Raw genomic sequence first — 16,472 nt, forward strand, 5'->3', positions numbered from 1 at the left:
ATTCAGTCAGTTTCGCGTTCACAGTTTCAAAGAGTAGCCGCCACTTGCGGGATGCGTCGGCAACTAGATCGGGCAGTTATTCGGTAGGCTCCTAGAAGCCTATGGCTCGACCGAACTTCTTCCTATCTGGGCACAGAATGTCCCAGCCGCTTGTTGCGCTCAAGGGGGCGGGCGCTGAGTTGCTGCGTGCGGGCACCTCAATGCTATGATGAGGCATATAAGTGCCGCTTATGGTCGTTGCCCGTTTCCCGATAGAGCGTCGTCTCGTGCGATGGGCAAAGCTATAACGACATAAACATACCTTTATATCGTGCTTGACGCAGCATTTCTAACCCGCGATTGAGCAACAGCGAGGTGACCCATCCCAAGCGTGGCGGCAGGGCGAAGACGGGAAGCCGGAGGATGCCCCTCAGGGTAGATTCTGGCTCCGACCCCGCAACTGCAAGCGGCGAGCGGCGCATATGCCGATGTTGGCATCATCCGATTCCGCTCCCGCGCCCTACGGAGGAATTGATGAGCACCAGTCCCATAAGCGCCGCCCACGCCCACCTCGAAAGCTATTTCACCCGATCTCTTTCCGAAGCCGATCCGGCCGTGTTCGCCGGTGTCGCGAATGAGCTCGATCGCGAGCAGCACCAAATCGAGCTGATCGCATCCGAGAACATTGTCTCCAAGGCGGTGCTGGAGGCGCAGGGTAGCGTCTTCACCAACAAGTACGCCGAGGGTTATCCGGGCAAGCGCTATTATCAAGGCTGTCACCCATCGGACGAGGTGGAGCAACTCGCGATCGATCGCGCCAAGCAGCTCTTCAACTGCGGCTTCGCCAACGTCCAGCCGCATTCGGGTGCGCAGGCTAACGGCGCGGTGATGCTGGCGCTGACCAAGCCTGGCGACACAATCATGGGCCTCAGCCTCGATGCCGGCGGCCACCTAACCCATGGAGCCCGTGCGGCGATGAGTGGCAAGTGGTTCAACGCGGTCCCATATTCTGTACGCCCTGACGACCACCTGATCGACTTCGACCAGGTCGAGCGGCTGGCCAAGGAGCACGAGCCGAAGCTCATCATCACCGGCGGCTCGGCCTATCCGCGGATCCTCGACTTTGCGCGCTTCCGCGCGATCGCGGACGAGGTCGGCGCACTGTTCATGGTCGACATGGCGCATTTCGCCGGGCTCGTCGCGGGCGGCGTACATCCAACGCCCTTCGGCCACGCCCATGTGGTGACCACGACCACGCACAAGACGCTGCGCGGCCCGCGTGGCGGTGCGATCTTCACCGACGACGAAGCTATTGCCAAGAAGATCAATTCAGCTGTCTTCCCTGGCCTTCAGGGTGGCCCTCTGATGCATGTGATTGCCGCAAAGGCAGTGGCGTTTGGCGAAGCACTGCAACCCGAATTCAAGGCGTATGCCGGTGCTGTCGTCGAGAACGCCAAGGTGTTGGCGGCCACGCTCAAGGAGCGCGGCGCGGATCTCGTTGCCGGTGGCACGGACACTCATCTCGCGCTGGTCGATCTCCGTCCACTCGGCGTTACCGGTAAGGATGCGGACGAGGCGCTGGAGCGGGCGGGGATCACCTGCAACAAGAACGGCATCCCCAACGATCCAATGCCACCTGTCAAAACCAGCGGTATCCGCGTCGGCTCGCCGGCAGGCACCACGCGCGGCTTCGGCACGGACGAGTTCCACGAAATAGGCAACATGGTCGCCGACGTGCTCGATGGGTTGCGCGAGAATGGAGAACAGGGCGACGATCAGGTTGAGCGGAACGTCCGAGAGCGGGCCCGTGCACTGTGCGAGCGCTTCCCGATTTACCCGGAGCTTTGAGCACTCGAGGGGCGGGCAAATGCCTGCCCCTTATTTCCCGTGATCCGGATAGCTCACAACACGGCCCACTGATCGGAAGGTTTCGTCCGGATACCTCAACGATCAGCTGATCTGCCGGATCGTAAAAACCTCGGCTATCGGCTGATTGTCTCCTGTCCGCACAAGCCGGCAATGATGCGAAAGAGTCTGGCTACCTGGCTTGAGGTCGCCGAGCCCTTGAGCATATCGTTGATCGACAAGGCCAACCGTCAGGGTCTCGCCTGGGTCAAGATTCCCAGCGAAGAAGATGTCGCGCCGCACGGTCGTTGCCGTTTGCGCGCAGTCGCGAGCGAACTGCCATTCCGCGCGATCCACAAATGAGGCGAAGCTGCTGAAATAGAGAAAACCCGCGCCGTTGAAATCCTGTGCCGGGCAAGGATCGATCGGGACAACTGGTGTCCCTATGGGGCGGTCCAGCGCAAAGCCCATATGCTCTTTAAGATGGCCCGCGCGCATGGCAGCCGCCCGACCGGGAAGGTCTTCCCGGCCGCGATAGGGTTCCGGCTTGGGCAGGCCCGGCACGACGAAACGCGAAACAGTGTGATTGCCGCCGGTTAGCCCCCTCCGGACAAAGACCGATACCATTTCAACCTGCCCGATAGGGCGGCCGGCCACGAGCAACCGATGGCGGCTCAACATCTGGGTCTGAGTCACGCGTCGCAGGCGCGATCGCACCATCAGCTCATCGTTCTCCCGAGCAGAACCGAAATCGCCATCCTGAATCGAAATCGCGCAGAATGCGGCATAGACGGGGTCTCCGCGCTCATCGATGAAGCTCGGAGCCTTCTGGCCGGCCAAGTTCGCGAGCATCATCCAGTGCTGGTGCCCAAGCTGCTTGAGCAACCACGTCTCCGAGAGACCTTGCAGGCTCAACTGCGGCATGCCGAGCAGGATCGTTTCCCTGCGGCTGCTCAGCCACGAAGACGTTTGCGCCGCCCGAGGCGTTCCGGTTGGGCTGGGCGGCACGACGGGGGATGCCACCGGGTCATAGCCACAATGCTCGCAGCGATCCTGCAACCGGCCAAAGGCGCTCAACAACAATTTCTGGCCGCACGCAGGGCAGGGTTCGCGCAAGGCGTCATGATGAACCTTGCCGATGGGGCGGACAGCGCCCGTCATGCCGGTATCTCGATGTGGCTGGTTGCTGAAACGGGAGCACATCCGATCAACGGCCGGTCAGACAAGTCCCAGACTGTTTCCCGGTGTCCGTCGAACTCAATCTGTACAGCGAGATCCTGGGTGATAATGCCGATCGGCGCGGCTGCGATGTCTCTGGTATGAAACCGGGCTAGAACCGCATCTAACTGATCGGGGCCGACCGCGAGCAGATAGCCGAAACTCGGAAAAGTCTGGAGCCAGCGCTCCATCCCGACGCCTGGTGGCATTGGGATCGCATCGATGTCGATAATTGCACCAACGCCTGAACATTCTGCGAGCATCGTTGCAGTGCCGACGATGCCACCCTGGCTGATGTCCTTGGCCGCTCTTGCAAGCCCAGCTTCGGCGATCTCCGGCAGCAACTCGAGATCGCCGCGCAGGCGCGCGGTTGGCGCGGAGGTGGCCGCATCCCAGTTTGGATAAGGGTCGCGATACCGACCACGCAGATCGATGGCCGCCACGAGATGATCGCCTGGTACTGCATCGAAGCTCGTCAGCAGCTTCTTCGCGCGACCGAGAATCGAGAGCGCAAGCTGGCTGTTCTTCGTCCGTAGATTACTATGCCCACCGACCATAGGGACATCAAAGGCGCGCGATGCGTCACGCAAGCCCTCGAGGATGGGCAGGGCACCGTCTTGTCCGTCCGACCAGACGGCATTCACCGTTGCCAGGGGACGACCGCCCATCGCCGCGATATCGGAGACGTTGACCATCACGCCGCACCAGCCTGCGAACCAGGGATCGCTGGCAACGAACTCGTTGATGAATCCCTCGATCGCGAACAGCAGATAGCCGTCGCCATCGGGGATCGCAGCACAATCGTCACCGACCGCGATTGCACCGGTGTCTATCCCCAGGGACTTCACCACCTCGGCGATGTCTGCCTTGGCGGCGAAGCTGCGGCTCTCGCGCAGCGATCGGGCGAGAGCGCCCAGGTCAATGCCTGCCGTGCTCATCCGCGTCCGCGGGACAGGAAACCCACCTGGGGCGTATCGAAGGGCGGGTAGTATTCCAGATCAGCTTCCATTCGGTGATGCGGCCTGCCAAACAGGTCGAACTCCTTCATCGAGCGCCAATGCAGCCGCTGGAAGAGAAGGCCGTTCTGGCTCTGCACATTCGCCAGAAAGCGTCTACATCCACGGCCATGCGCCGAGGAAACAGCCAGGCGAATGAGGTCGGAACCGATCCGTCCACCAGCGCGACCCCGATAGGCCTGATCGACGGCGAGGCGGGATCCCCACCATGTGTGGAGCTCGGTCGGATCCTCGTGGATCCGCACCGTGCCTACCACCCGGGAAGCTCCAATCTCGTCCTGCGCAACGGCCACCAGCGCGATAGCGATCTCGTCAATCTCGTCGCGATCGTCCGCCGCGAAAACCCCTTGCTCCTCGCAAAAAATTTCACGTCGCAGCGCAAAAGCCGCGGCGCGCTCCCACTCCGCTGTCGCCCATTTGATGCGCACCGAAGGTGCCGGCACGGTCTGTTGCGCTACGGCGCTCATGACACGCGCCGTTCATAGGTCGAAAGAGCCGAGCAGGCGCCGCATCGCCCGCACCCCGCCTTGATATCGCTCGACTGCATGCCCGCGTCGCGCAGCATCACACCGAGCGGCTGGAGCACGCTGTGCATGAAGGTCGGTTTCGGCGACGGATGGCTCTCGAGTGGAGTACCCGCGATCGGAACGAAGGGCACCACGAACGGATAGACCCCGATCTCGACAAGCCGTCGGCAGACCTCGAGGAGATCCTCGCGACTGTCCCCGAGGCCCGCGAGGATGAATGTCGAGACCTGTCCCCATCCGAACACCTCGATCGCGGCTTGGAAGGCGTCGAAATAGCGTTCGAGCGAGACCTGGGCCTTGCCGGGCATGATGCGTGCGCGAACCTCTGGCGTCACGACCTCGAGATGCATGCCGAGCGAGTCGACGCCGGCATCCTTCAGACGCGTGAACCACAGATCGTCGTCTGGCGGCTCACACTGGGCCTGGATTGGTAGATCGACTGCAGCCTTCACGCCCGCGGCGCTCTCCGCGAGGATCGCGGCGCCTCGATCGGCGCCCGGTGGCGTGCCGGTTGTCATGACCATGTGGCGCACATGGTCCAGTTCGACAGCGGCCTTGGCGACCTCGGCCAGCTGGGCGGGCGTCTTGCGCTCTATCGTCCGGCCAGCCGCCAGAGATTGGCCGATTGCGCAGAATTGGCAGGCCTTGGTGCGGCTCTGGTAGCGTATGCAGGTCTGCAGGATCGTCGTAGCCAGGACATCGCGGCCGTGCAGGGTAGCGATATGCGAATAGGGAACCCCATCCGCTGTCGAAAGCTCATAGAATTTGGGCTTCGTGGGGAAGGAAATCGCGGCGAGTTGCACGCCGTCCCGGCTCAGTCGGCTCAGGCCCGCCGCGTCAGGACTGTCCGCCTGGTACGGGCTCTCGAAAGCCGGCGCATTGTGAACCGGCACCATCACGGTGGTACCGTCGATCGTCACCGGCATATGGTCGGAAGGGCCGGCGCCACCGCGCCGGCTAACCCCCGAGCTCTTGGGATCGACGAGCCGAATCCCGAAGGACTGCAACTCGTTGATCAAGGACTCAGTCGACATTCTCGAGTGCCCCCTGATCTTCGCCTGCCTCCGTGTTCACCACGGCATGAGGGACGGTGCGGATCGAACCGGCGCGGCGCATCGGGACTGCCGGCTGGTCGTTGATCAGGAGCGACAGGAGTTCGGGACGAGCATAGTGTCCGACCGAATCCATCATGCGCTTGCGCTTGATGATGAGGCTCATGTCCAGGTCGGCGACCAGAAGGCCTTCACCCGACGTCAGCGGCGGGACGACATGCTTGCCTTCCGGCGAGATGATCGCCGTCATGCAGCCGCCGCGCAGGCCGCGCTGCAGCCCTTCATCGGGCGAGATGGATGCGATCTGCTCCTCGGTCAGCCAGCCCGTCGAATTGACCACGAAGCAGCCGCTTTCCAGGGCATGGTGTCGGATCGTCACCTCGGTCTGTTCGCCGAATATGTCGCCGACCAGCGAGCCCGGGAACTGCCCGGCGTGAATTTCCTCGTGCTGCGCCATCAGCGCGTAGCGCGCCAGCGGGTTATAATGCTCCCAGCAGGCGAGCGCGCCGACCCGGCCCACGGCGGTGTCGACAACCTTGAGGCCGGCACCATCGCCGCCGCCCCAGATCATGCGCTCATGGAAGGTGGCGGTCAGCTTGCGGCGCTTGAGCAGGAGCTGGCCATCGGTGTCGAAGATCAGCTGGGCATTGTAGATTGTGCCATGGTCGAGTTCGTTGACGCCGAGCACGATGACCATCTTGTGCCGCCGTGCGGCCTGGCTGACCGCCTCGGTGACCGGGCCGGGTACCACGACGGCATTTTCATAGAAGCGCATATGGTCGCCACCGCTGGTCATCGGCGGGCGCACAAAGGAGAAATAGGGGTAATAGGGGACGAACGTCTCGGGGAAGACGATAAACTGGACGCCCTTTTCGGCGGCATCGGAGATCGCTGCCAGGACGCGATCGAGCGTGCCCAGCGGTGTTTCGAGATCGGGGGCGATCTGTACGGCGGCAGCTCGGATCACACGTTTTTCAGACATGACTTTCCTCTCAGGTTGCAGGGACAATTTCGCTCTTTTGGCAAGGGGCAGGTGCAGCCAACCCGCGACATGAAACGGGAAATTGATTGGATATGATGCAGTCAATGCCCACATCATTGCGGCGATAGTGTCGACTCATGATGCCATCTTATGTCCGTTCATTCTCCTATCATGAGGCCTAAACCCCTTGCGGAAAGCCGTCAACACAACTGCTTGGGTTTCTTATCATTCCGCGCTGCACAATGCCGTCAACGAGCGCGCTGCCACCTGTCATGAGGAGCTCCTGTCGGGCTGGCCTCAGTGCGCGCAACACTGTACGGTCAATCCATCATAGACTTTGAAGCAATGAGCTCATGCACGACTGGACGCCCGATCTTTCAACCTCAGCCAGGCCGCGTTACCTCGCCCTTGCCGACCGTATCGCATCGGACGTGCAGGCCGGGCGCCTGGTCGCGGGCGACCGTCTGCCCGCCCAGCGCTTGCTTGCGGAGCGTGTGGGGATCGACTTCACGACCGTAGCCCGCGGTTATGGAGAGGCGCAGAAACGCGGCTTGGTCGAGGCGCGGCAGGGGCAGGGGACTTTCGTCCTGCCGACTCAGCGCACGGCAGCGAGGTCTGACGTGACCACGCTATCCCGGGCTCATGCAGACGACACCGATCTTTCGATGAACCTGCCGCCGGAGCCGCACAATCCTGAACTGATCGAGCGCATGCGAGCTGGTTGGGATGCGATCGGACAAGATATTCTTCCGATGCTCCGTTACCGATCCTTCGGTGGAGGAACGCGTGACAAGGAGGCGGCGCTGCATTGGCTGGCGCGTCGCGGCCTCGTTCCCGCCATCGAGCAGGTCTATGTCACCCCAGGCGCACACGCTGCGCTGCTGGGAATTCTGAGCGCTCTTACCAAGCCTGGCGATGTGCTGCTCAGCGAGAACCTGACTTATCCGGGTGTAAGGGCCGTCGCGGCGCTCGTCGGCGTAGATCTCCACGGCCTCCCGATGGATCACGAAGGGATTGATCCGGAGGCATTCGCAGACGCCTGCGCGCGCTTTTCGCCCAAGGCCCTCTATCTGAACCCCACGCTTCAGAATCCGACCAACCTCACCATCTCGCTCGCGCGTCGGCAGCAGATCGTGGAGATCGCCCGGCGCTTCGATGTCGCAATCATCGAAGACGATGCCTACGGCTTCATCGCACAGGGAACGCCGCCGACCATCGCATCCCTGGCGCCGGATCTCACCTGGTATGTTGCCTCGCTGGCAAAATGCATCGGAGCAGGATTGCGCACCGCCTATGTCGTCGTGCCGGAGAAGCGGTCGACCTGGGGGTTCGCATCGGCGGTGCGTTCAGCGACCGTCATTGCCTCGCCTATCACCCTGGCTCTCGCGACACGCTGGATCGAAGATGGAACCGCCGATGCCATCCTGCGCGCAGTTCGCGTCGAGACGGAGGAACGACAGAAACTCGCGCACCGGATCCTTGCCGACCAACGCCTTGAAGGAGATCCGGACAGCTTCAACATCTGGTTGTCACTTCCCGCCGGATGGACGCGGTCGGCTTTTGTCGGTCACATGCGCTCGACGGGCGTGGGGATCGTCCCGAGCGACGCGTTCACCGTGTCCGGAACCCCGCCGGAAGCGGTGCGCATTTGCCTTGGCGGACCAGCGCCGCGCTCGACCGTGGAGCGAGCCCTCGAATGCGCAGCGCACGCATTGGAGGCGATGCCGGCTACGGTGACTTCATTCCTCTGAGGCGCGGATTCGGCCAGATGGCGGGGCGATAGACCGCGCCGGATCTCGCCCAAACCCAAATAACAGGAGAGAATATGTCCGCGAACCGCGAACGGTCGGTGGTCAGTGAATGGCGGGGAGGCCTTTCCTGTGAGGTGCAGGCTGGGCGGTTCACCCTGGTCGTGGATGAGCCCGAAAATGTGGGCGGCACCGATCGCGGGCCGCAGCCCACCGAGCTCTTTCTATCCTCGATCGCCTCCTGCTTTACGCTGGCATTGGCCTTCAGCGCCCGAAACCGATCGGTCGTTGTTGATGCAATCAATGTTACGGCGACGGGCATCTATGACGGGCCGCGCTTTAGTGCCGTCCGTATCGATGCGCGGGTCGCTTGCGACCCGGCCGCGTTGGACGGCCTCATACGACAGGCGCAGCGGGTCTGCTATGTCACCAACACGCTAAAATCCGATCTCGATATCGTGATCGCCCACGAGTTGATCGGAACGTAATTTCAAGCAAGGCGCTCAAATCTCACAAGCTGGCAGAGCCGTGGAAATGGCGAAATGCAATGTTGCGTTGATAAATTGCGCCGATGACTGTCATCGTATTTTCCATCTGACCTCGGTCGACTGACGAGCCCGCAGGGAATCCTCAGACGCTGACTTGGAAAATCCGACCAACAATAATGGCTTAACAAGGGCGCGCGCAGTCGATCCCTCCCGGGACCAAGGGGCTTTTCGCGCGCCAGCCTCGAGTCTCGCCATTGACGATATGTCGTATGAGAATTACATCATTCACTATAGTATCAAAAGAACGAGTAAGGAGAGCGGCGCTTATGCCCGCCAGCCAGCTTCCCACCTTCCTTGACCTTCCCGCAAGATCAGCGAAGCCCCGCAAAACCGGTATCACCCATATCCTCGACAAGGGCAGTACGACGAACGATGTCCAGGCGATCCTGGAATCCGCTGCGCGCTATATCGATGTCTGGAAGTTCGGCTTTGGGACCTCATACGTCGACCCGACTGCGCCGGCAAAAATCGCGCTTCTGAAAGCCGCCGGCATCAAGACCTGTACCGGCGGCACCCTGCTCGAAATCGCGTGGCTACGAGGGCGCGCCGAGGCCTTCTTCGAATTTGCCGCTGAAAGGGGCTTCGACTGCGTTGAGGTTTCCGATGGTGCAACCGACATTCCCTTCCACGACAAGCTCGCTCTGATCGAACGCGCGAACGCCCTCGGGTTCGAGGTGCTCTCCGAGATCGGCAGCAAGGATCCCACCAAACGCCTGACCTCGGCCGAATGGGTCAGCCAGCTTGAGACGGACGCCCAGGCCGGCGCACGCTGGATCGTGATCGAGGGGCGGGAAAGCGGAACCGTCGGCCTGTATGACGAATATGGCAAAATCCGGAACGATATCCTCCATGCAGTCACGCGCAGCAGGTTCGTCGACAAGCTGATCTTCGAAGCGCCGCAACGGGCGCAGCAAGCCTTTCTGATCCGGGAGTTCGGTCCGGAGGTCAACCTGGGCAACATTCTCGTCGACGACGTGATCAGCCTTGAAACCCTGCGTCTGGGACTGCGCGCTGACACGCTCCAGCTGCTGGCTGACGTCGATAGGGAGGGGCGCCGCGTTGTTCACGCTTGACCCCTCGGCGCAGAACATCATGCCTACACGCTATCGGCAGGTGGCAATCAGCAGCGATGTCGAGAGCCTGGAACCGGCATGGCTGGAGCAGCACTTCCTCGGGCGTGAAGCCTATATGCGCACGCGATTCATCGTCGCCCGGCTCGGCGAAGAATGCGCGCTCGTCGAGGTCGATCGTCCTGAGAGCAAGGCGCTCTTCTCGGTCATCACGGGCGTTCGGGTCGTCGCTCCGGCGGCCAGCTGTCGATATTTCTACGAACCCAGGATCGATACCGCCATTCCGTCCCAACTTGCACTGGTGGCGATCAAGAACCCGGACGTGCCCTGCGTGATCGTGGAGGGCGAGTACGGCCATGTGAGCTTCATCCTCAATCCGGCGCCGCTGCTCCTCAATGTCTTCGACATTGTCCCGCCCTTTCCGTCGAAGCTGCTCGATCAGGTGGAAAGGGTTCTTGCGGTGGCCGAAGACCTGCCGCCGATCGTGCCAGTTCCGGTCCTGGTCGACAGCCGAGAAGAACTCGCAGCGCATGTCAGTCCGCTACCCGCCGAGGTGCTGGTGCCTTGCCGCGGATCAGGCCTCGAATTTCCAGACACGAAGGTCGCCTATCTCGACGAGCGTCCACGCAAGGTGGACTGGATTCTCCTCGGCTGCGACCGGTCGCAGCAGATCCACCGCTGGTTCTACGGCACCCAGGCGCCAGTGGTGGATATCTGTCCGACCCGTTTTCTCGGCAAGCACCTCGATCCGGCGAGGACCATCACCCGCTGCTGCCTGATCCAGGAGGGAGTCGAGGCACGTGACCTCGCGACCTACGTCCCCTGGGGTTCGTCGCTGGATGAGGTGCGCAAGGCCCTCGTCCATATCCTTTCCAAAGTTGACGTGCCGTGGACGCGCACATGATCGATTCCCGGATATTCGGCCATCTCTGGTCGACGCCGGAAAGCCATGCCATCTTCGACGAGCCGGTCAGGGTCGACCGCTGGCTCGACGTCATCATCGCATTGGCTCAAGCCCAGGCCGAGCTGGACCTGATCCCGGCGGAAGCCGCGCTGGAAATAGCCGCCCTGAGGGACCGCAAGCTTCCCATTGATCGCATCGCTGAAGCGACGCGCAGGACCGGTCATTCGACTCTCGGCATGATCGAGGTGTTGCAGGATCTGCTATCGCCCTCCGCGGCGCCGTACGTCTATTATGGCGCGACCGTCCAGGACATCACCGACACGTCGCAGGCGCTTGAACTTGCCGCGACCGGCTCTCTCCTCTGGCGCGACCTGCGCGCGATCGAAGACAGGCTTCTCGACCTTGCCGCGACCCATCGTCTAACGCCGATGGCGGGCCGAACCCACGGCCAGCTCGGCTCACCTATCCCGCTGGGCTTCAAGATTGCGAGCTGGGCCGATCAGGTTGGACGCGATCTGTCCAGATTCCACGACGGGCGCGATCGCTGGCTGACGGGCCAGTTCGCGGGTGCGGTCGGAACGCTCGGTTTTTTCGGAGCCAAGGGCCTTCCGTTGCGGACAGCCTTTTGCAGAAATGTCGGACTGGCCGAACCTGCCATCTCCTGGCTTTCAGCGCGGGACCGGTTCGTCGAATTCGCAAACGTGTCCGCGATGGCGGTCAACACGCTCGCCCGGATCGCCAATGAGGTCTATGGCCTTCAACGTCGCGAGATCAGCGAACTTGGCGAGCGTCCAGCCGCCAGGACGGTCGGCAGCATCACCATGCCGCACAAGCGCAATCCGGAGAACAGCGAGCAGATTGTCACACTGGCCCAGCTTGCGCGCGCGCAGAGCGCGCTTCTCGCCGATGCCATGATCCATGAACATGAGCGAGATGGCCGGGCCTGGAAGCTCGAATGGTCGGTCTTCCCCACGCTCGCCCATTCTGTCCTCGCTACCAGCTCGCTAACGCGAGACCTCCTCGACGGACTCGAAGTCGATACCCAGGCCATGGCTCGCAATCTGGCACTCGTGCCGGCGTCTGAGCATCTGCTGAGGTTGATGACGGCACGCCTGGGTAAGCATGTCGCGCAGCAGACGCTGCAGCAGGCGTACCGACGCATCCGCGATGAGCGGCTCTCGCTTGCAGACGCACTGGAGGGAGTAGCGACGCCTGCCGAACTTGCCGCAATCGCCGATATCGATTTGGGGTCGGGGCCAGAAATGGTCGACCGCGTAATCGCGTCTTCCCGGCAGCGCCGCGAGGCGGAGCCGGAGCATTGGCGATGATCGCGCCGCCGCGCCTCCCGCTTGCCGCGCTGCCGACCCCACTCCAGCATCGCCCCGATCTTGGGGCAGCACTTGGCCGCAAGGCATTGTGGGTCAAGCGCGACGATCTCACCGGCTATTCCTGGGGCGGGAACAAGGTCCGGACGATCGAATATCTGCTCGGTGATGCCGAAGCGCAGGCCTGCGACACGGTTGTGCTGTGCGGCGGTCCGACATCGAATTTCGCGGCGCTCATGGCGGCCGCCTGCGCCGCCCGCGGTCTGGCGACCATCCAGGTCAGCTATGGAACAGAGCCCGATCCGAAGCCCGCGGCATTGGCCGCCGGCGAGGCGGCCGGGGCCGCCATTCGCTACACCGGGTCTCCTGATCGCGCGAGGATGGAGGACGTGGCAGATGCTCTCGCGGAAACCTTGCGCGGGCAAGGCCGGCGTCCCTATCCTGTGCCGCGTGGCGGTGCCACGGTAGTCGGGGCATTCGGATATGCCCATGCCGCGGGAGAGGTACGACGCCAGCTCAGGCAAGTCGGGGTCGACGCCGTTACCCTGGTCATTCCCGTCGGTTCGGGCGGCAGCATCGCGGGGCTGCTGGCCGGCTTTCTGTTCAACTTCGAAGGTGACGAAAAGGAGACGCCGCTCGATCTGGAACTGATCGGTGTCAGCGTCTCCCGTCCACCCGAGGAATTGCGGGAGGGAATCGACGCCAAGGCGCGGGCCTGTGGGGCAGGGCGCTCGCGTCTCGCGAACGTGAACTGCCGCTGGGAGCTGGTGGACGCGCGAGGGGCCGGTTTCAATCACTATGACTCGGACGATGCGGCATTCGTCGACGACATAATGCGGTGTTCGGGATTGCTCATCGACACAACCTATAACGGCAAGGCGCTACGCTGGCTTTGCGACCTGCTGCCGGAGACCAACCGGCCGATCCTCTATTGGCATACCGGCGGCTCTCTGGCGGTCGCCGATCGGCTGGGAACACCCGGTCATCCTTCGCCCGATCATAAGGAAATCAAATGAGCATGCTCCCCACCGGAGAAGAACGGGCAGCGCCCCGCGTTGAAGGTCCTTCCGCCGATGGACCAGCGCCGGAGCTGATCGAGGCCGGGTTCGGGTGGGAGATCGCCGATGCTGGCGTATTGCACCACGGCTTGAACATCGCAGACTTCGCGCACGTGCTCGACCTGCATCATCGGGCAGTCATCTCAGACGATGTTGCGCGTAAGCTCCTGTCCGTGCTGCTGGAGGCCCACCGCAAGGACGCAAGCGACTTCCCCTATGATCCGCATTATGGCGAGGCCTATAATTCTCGCGAGCGCTTCTTCGCCGAGCGGATCGGCGATTGCGCAGGATGGCTCCACGCTGGCCGGCCTCGACGCGAGGCGGCGCGTGTCGCTTTCCGCATCGTGCTGCGCCGGCTGACGGCCGAGCTGCTGAAATCTGGCGCCTCCTTCGCCGAGGCCGCCTGCACTGTCGCGAACCGCCATCGTGAAAGTTTCATGGCGGACCAGACCTATCTCCAGCAAGCCCAGCCTTCGACTTTCGGGCACTATCTGCTAGGATTCGTCCCGCCGGCGCTGCGCGACAGCGATCGGCTGCTATCCGCCCTCCAGGCAGTCAACCGCAGTCCAGGCGGCGCTGGCTGTGTCAATGGCAGCCACTTGCTCGCGGACCGCGGCTATCTTGCATCGTTGCTCGGTTTCGACGGCGTGATCGAGCACACCCGCGACGCGATGTGGCAGGTCGACACGTTCATCGATATCCTGTCGACCGGCGTCAGCCTGCTCTCGAATCAGTCGAAGCTCGCCGAGGATCTCGAGATCTGGTCGAGCCAGGAATTCAACTATGTGGACCTGGCCGGTCCCTATACCCGTTCGTCGGTGCTGATGCCGCAGAAGCGCAATCCTTACGCTCTCACCATCATCCGCGGCGGAAGCGGAATGCTTATCGGCCGGCTCTCGGGGTTCCTGGCGGTCGTGAAAACCCCTTCGGCCCGCAGCGACAATCTGATCTTTGCCTATGGCGAGCTCCCGCGTGCGTTGGACTATGCGGTCAAGATCAGCAACCTCAGCCGCGGCGTCGTCGAAACCTTGACGGTCAACGAGGATCGGCTGTGGAAGTCGCTCGAAGCCGGCTTCAGCCAGGCGACCGACCTCGCCGAATATGTCATGGTCGAATGCGGGATCGATTACCGCAGCGCATACAAGATCGTCGGCCACGCGGTTCGTGCGGCAAGCGCAGCCGGCCAGCGCGGGATCGATATCGATGTCGAGGCAATCCGGCAGGCCGGACAGCAGGTGGCGGGTCTCGATCTTTCGCTCGACGCCGACAAGCTCGCTTCCGCGTTGGATCCTCGCCAGATCGTTTCCAGCCGATCGGCCCAGGGAGGTGCGGCACCGGCGGTCGTAGCCGACATGGCGGCGCGCTTCGCCCAGACAGCATCTGACCTTGGTCGGCAAGCTAGCGAGAATCTTGCCCGTTTCGAGCTCGTGGAACAGCAATTGCTCCAGCGTGTCGAAGCTATGGCCAACCTCTAGGGGACGAAAGTCGGAGGCTGGTGGCACAATTGCAACCCGCCTCCGCCTGATGGTTCCGTTCAGGCTCCCTCGCGGTTGCGGAAAACATACCAGATCACCTGTGCCGGTTCTGTTCCTCGGTTCTCCCAGTGATGTGGAACTCCGCCCTGAAAATGCAGCGCGTCACCAGGCGTGAGGACGTAATCCTCCGCGTCCATCCGAAACACGACCTCTCCGGACAGCACAAAGATCAGCTCTTCTCCGGTGTGGTTCAGAACTTGGTCCCCGCTCGATGCGCCAGGAGGCATAGTTGCGACCGCCGCGGCAGTCACGAACTGGCGGTAGGATCCCGAGATGCTACCGAGGCTCAGTCCTTCATGCGGGGTGTAGACCGGCTGCCGATGACCGGCAGGGGTGAATTGGAAGGGAGCCGAAGCATTCTCGTCTTCTTCCACGAAATAGCCGACGGTGACGCCGAGCGCCGTGGCGAGCTTCAGCAGCGTCGTGATCGTGGGGACCATGCCGCTGCGCTCGATCTTATGGATCGCGCCCGGCGACACGTCGCTGATATCTGCGAGGTTCTGGAGTGACAGTCTTTTCTTGCGCCGCAGCGCTTCGATCTTCTTGCCAACCTTGCTGACAATGACGTCGACTTCATCATTGCCTGTCGGAGTCGGAGCCTTTTTCGGGGCAGCGGCTCGCGGCTTTGCGTCACCTTCCTTCTTTGCGCGTGTCGCCAATATTCTCTCCAGGGCAAATCAATAGTCGGTGAAATTGCAGACCTGCGTCATGCAACGCGGTGAGGCAAGAGGCGGTGCCGCGAAACATCAGGCGCGACAATCGTTCCCGCATCCGGACGGGCAGCGGGAGCCGCCCATGCCCCGTCTTCAAACTTGGACATCTCCCGTCTCGATCCGTCGACGCCAACCGTCGATCGCCCCGTCGAGCGCGGCGCGATCCCTTGTTTCCAGCCAATCCTCGAGCCCCGGCGTCGCGTCGATCATCACGCCGGATTTGTTCTCCAGGCGAATGATGGTGAGGGAATAGACAAGATTATTGGTCATGGTGGCATGTTGCGCCATCGAAAGTGTCGCCAGGCCGCTTGCGAGATGCATGGCCGCCGTGCTGAACGGCGCGGCCGCCTCGGGGTTCGGATCCCCGGTCTCCTGAAGTACCACCCATGTTTCGCCCGCTGCGCGGGCGCTCGCGATGCGCTCTTCGACCAGACGCGCATCCACGGCCGCTTGGATATCCCGGGCGCGGAGCGCGAAGGCCGCGCCGCGCACAAGCTTCAGGCGCCGATCGGAACCTGTCTCTGACGCGCTCGGCCAGGCGTCGATCAACTGATCGAGCGTTCTCAGATCCTGCAAACGGTCCGCCTCTGCGCGGAGGGCTCTCAGATCACTTTCGTAGCGCTGCACATCCGGCATGGCGGTGGCGTGCAGTTCCCGTTCGCAATCCGCCCATTCGTCCTGAAAGGGCCTAGTTATGGTCGACGACGTGCCGTGCATGGATCAGAATTCCCGGAGGCTTGGCCGATTCATACGACCGCAACCACGTTTGACATGGCGTCGTAATATCGCATAGGAAAAATGAAATCACTATAAGATACGCACCCGAGGGCTTCGGGCGCGCAGCGCTGGTAGAGAAGCGTCGATGCGGCAAGAGGCCCGGTGGTAGGAAAGGCGAGCGCTTCGTTGCCGTGAACATCAGCCCTAACTCTGTCCGACATCCGAGAAGGCGTCA

At 62.4% G+C, this 16,472-nt stretch carries 16 protein-coding genes; 8 read left to right on the forward strand and 8 right to left on the reverse strand.

Going from position 1 to position 16,472, the window contains the following annotated elements; translation table 11 throughout:
• Positions 1–513 precede the first annotated feature (513 nt).
• Positions 514–1,827, forward strand: a complete 1,314-nt coding sequence (glyA, locus tag PX554_RS18100; RefSeq protein ID WP_100239678.1) for a serine hydroxymethyltransferase — start codon at positions 514–516, stop codon at positions 1,825–1,827.
• A 102-nt stretch (positions 1,828–1,929) separates the two neighbouring features.
• On the opposite strand, the gene PX554_RS18105 is transcribed toward glyA, so the two are convergent.
• The 5 genes from PX554_RS18105 to PX554_RS18125 are packed head-to-tail and all read right to left on the reverse strand — an operon-like array spanning position 1,930 to position 6,736.
• Positions 1,930–2,985: a Pnap_2097 family protein gene (locus tag PX554_RS18105; RefSeq protein ID WP_197707541.1), complete on the reverse strand. Its 1,056-nt coding sequence runs from the start codon at positions 2,983–2,985 to the stop codon at positions 1,930–1,932.
• Positions 2,982–3,980 (reverse strand): sll0787 family AIR synthase-like protein, encoded by a 999-nt coding sequence (locus tag PX554_RS18110; RefSeq protein WP_275503923.1) that lies wholly within the window; start codon positions 3,978–3,980, stop codon positions 2,982–2,984. Before PX554_RS18110 ends, PX554_RS18105 begins: the two co-directional genes overlap by 4 nt.
• Positions 3,977–4,525, reverse strand: a complete 549-nt coding sequence (locus PX554_RS18115; RefSeq protein ID WP_275503924.1) for an MSMEG_0567/Sll0786 family nitrogen starvation N-acetyltransferase — start codon at positions 4,523–4,525, stop codon at positions 3,977–3,979. The genes PX554_RS18110 and PX554_RS18115 overlap by 4 nt, the downstream gene beginning before the upstream one ends.
• The gene (locus tag PX554_RS18120; RefSeq protein WP_275503925.1) at positions 4,522–5,619 is read right to left on the reverse strand and encodes an MSMEG_0568 family radical SAM protein; all 1,098 of its coding nucleotides are present in this window, start codon (positions 5,617–5,619) and stop codon (positions 4,522–4,524) included. Before PX554_RS18120 ends, PX554_RS18115 begins: the two co-directional genes overlap by 4 nt.
• A complete protein-coding gene (locus tag PX554_RS18125) occupies positions 5,609–6,736 on the reverse strand; it encodes a Nit6803 family nitrilase (protein WP_275503926.1) in 1,128 nt (375 codons plus the stop codon). Before PX554_RS18125 ends, PX554_RS18120 begins: the two co-directional genes overlap by 11 nt.
• Positions 6,737–6,972: 236 nt before the next feature.
• Here PX554_RS18125 and PX554_RS18130 point away from each other — a divergent pair, with 236 nt between their 5' ends.
• The 6 genes from PX554_RS18130 to PX554_RS18155 all read left to right on the forward strand — a co-directional run bounded on the left by PX554_RS18130 (position 6,973) and on the right by PX554_RS18155 (position 13,230).
• The gene (locus PX554_RS18130; protein WP_275503927.1) at positions 6,973–8,370 is read left to right on the forward strand and encodes an aminotransferase-like domain-containing protein; all 1,398 of its coding nucleotides are present in this window, start codon (positions 6,973–6,975) and stop codon (positions 8,368–8,370) included.
• A 74-nt stretch (positions 8,371–8,444) separates the two neighbouring features.
• Positions 8,445–8,855, forward strand: coding sequence for an OsmC family protein (locus PX554_RS18135; protein WP_275503928.1), 411 nt, complete (start codon positions 8,445–8,447; stop codon positions 8,853–8,855).
• Between the two features lie 326 nt (positions 8,856–9,181).
• A complete protein-coding gene (locus tag PX554_RS18140) occupies positions 9,182–9,988 on the forward strand; it encodes a phosphosulfolactate synthase (RefSeq protein ID WP_275503929.1) in 807 nt (268 codons plus the stop codon).
• Positions 9,975–10,889, forward strand: coding sequence for an XcbA family protein (locus PX554_RS18145; protein WP_275503930.1), 915 nt, complete (start codon positions 9,975–9,977; stop codon positions 10,887–10,889). Before PX554_RS18140 ends, PX554_RS18145 begins: the two co-directional genes overlap by 14 nt.
• Entirely contained in the window at positions 10,886–12,217 is a 1,332-nt protein-coding gene (locus PX554_RS18150) for a class-II fumarase/aspartase family protein (RefSeq protein ID WP_275503931.1), read from the forward strand. Before PX554_RS18145 ends, PX554_RS18150 begins: the two co-directional genes overlap by 4 nt.
• The gene (locus tag PX554_RS18155) at positions 12,214–13,230 is read left to right on the forward strand and encodes a 1-aminocyclopropane-1-carboxylate deaminase/D-cysteine desulfhydrase (protein WP_275503970.1); all 1,017 of its coding nucleotides are present in this window, start codon (positions 12,214–12,216) and stop codon (positions 13,228–13,230) included. Before PX554_RS18150 ends, PX554_RS18155 begins: the two co-directional genes overlap by 4 nt.
• Here PX554_RS18155 and PX554_RS18160 read toward each other — a convergent pair.
• Complete coding sequence (locus PX554_RS18160) at positions 13,212–13,403, reverse strand: hypothetical protein (RefSeq protein ID WP_275503975.1); 192 nt, start codon at positions 13,401–13,403, stop codon at positions 13,212–13,214. The genes PX554_RS18155 and PX554_RS18160 overlap by 19 nt on opposite strands.
• Positions 13,404–13,445: 42 nt before the next feature.
• On the opposite strand from PX554_RS18160, the gene PX554_RS18165 reads away from it, so the two are divergent.
• A complete protein-coding gene (locus tag PX554_RS18165) occupies positions 13,446–14,747 on the forward strand; it encodes an argininosuccinate lyase (RefSeq protein ID WP_275503971.1) in 1,302 nt (433 codons plus the stop codon).
• Between the two features lie 59 nt (positions 14,748–14,806).
• Here PX554_RS18165 and PX554_RS18170 read toward each other — a convergent pair whose 3' ends face one another.
• Complete coding sequence (locus PX554_RS18170) at positions 14,807–15,466, reverse strand: cupin domain-containing protein (RefSeq protein ID WP_275503932.1); 660 nt, start codon at positions 15,464–15,466, stop codon at positions 14,807–14,809.
• A 147-nt stretch (positions 15,467–15,613) separates the two neighbouring features.
• A complete protein-coding gene (locus PX554_RS18175; RefSeq protein WP_275503933.1) occupies positions 15,614–16,237 on the reverse strand; it encodes a hypothetical protein in 624 nt (207 codons plus the stop codon).
• Positions 16,238–16,472: the final 235 nt, after the last annotated feature.

It is taken from the genome of Sphingomonas pollutisoli, from assembly GCF_029167165.1.
Lineage (GTDB): Bacteria > Pseudomonadota > Alphaproteobacteria > Sphingomonadales > Sphingomonadaceae > Sphingomonas > Sphingomonas pollutisoli.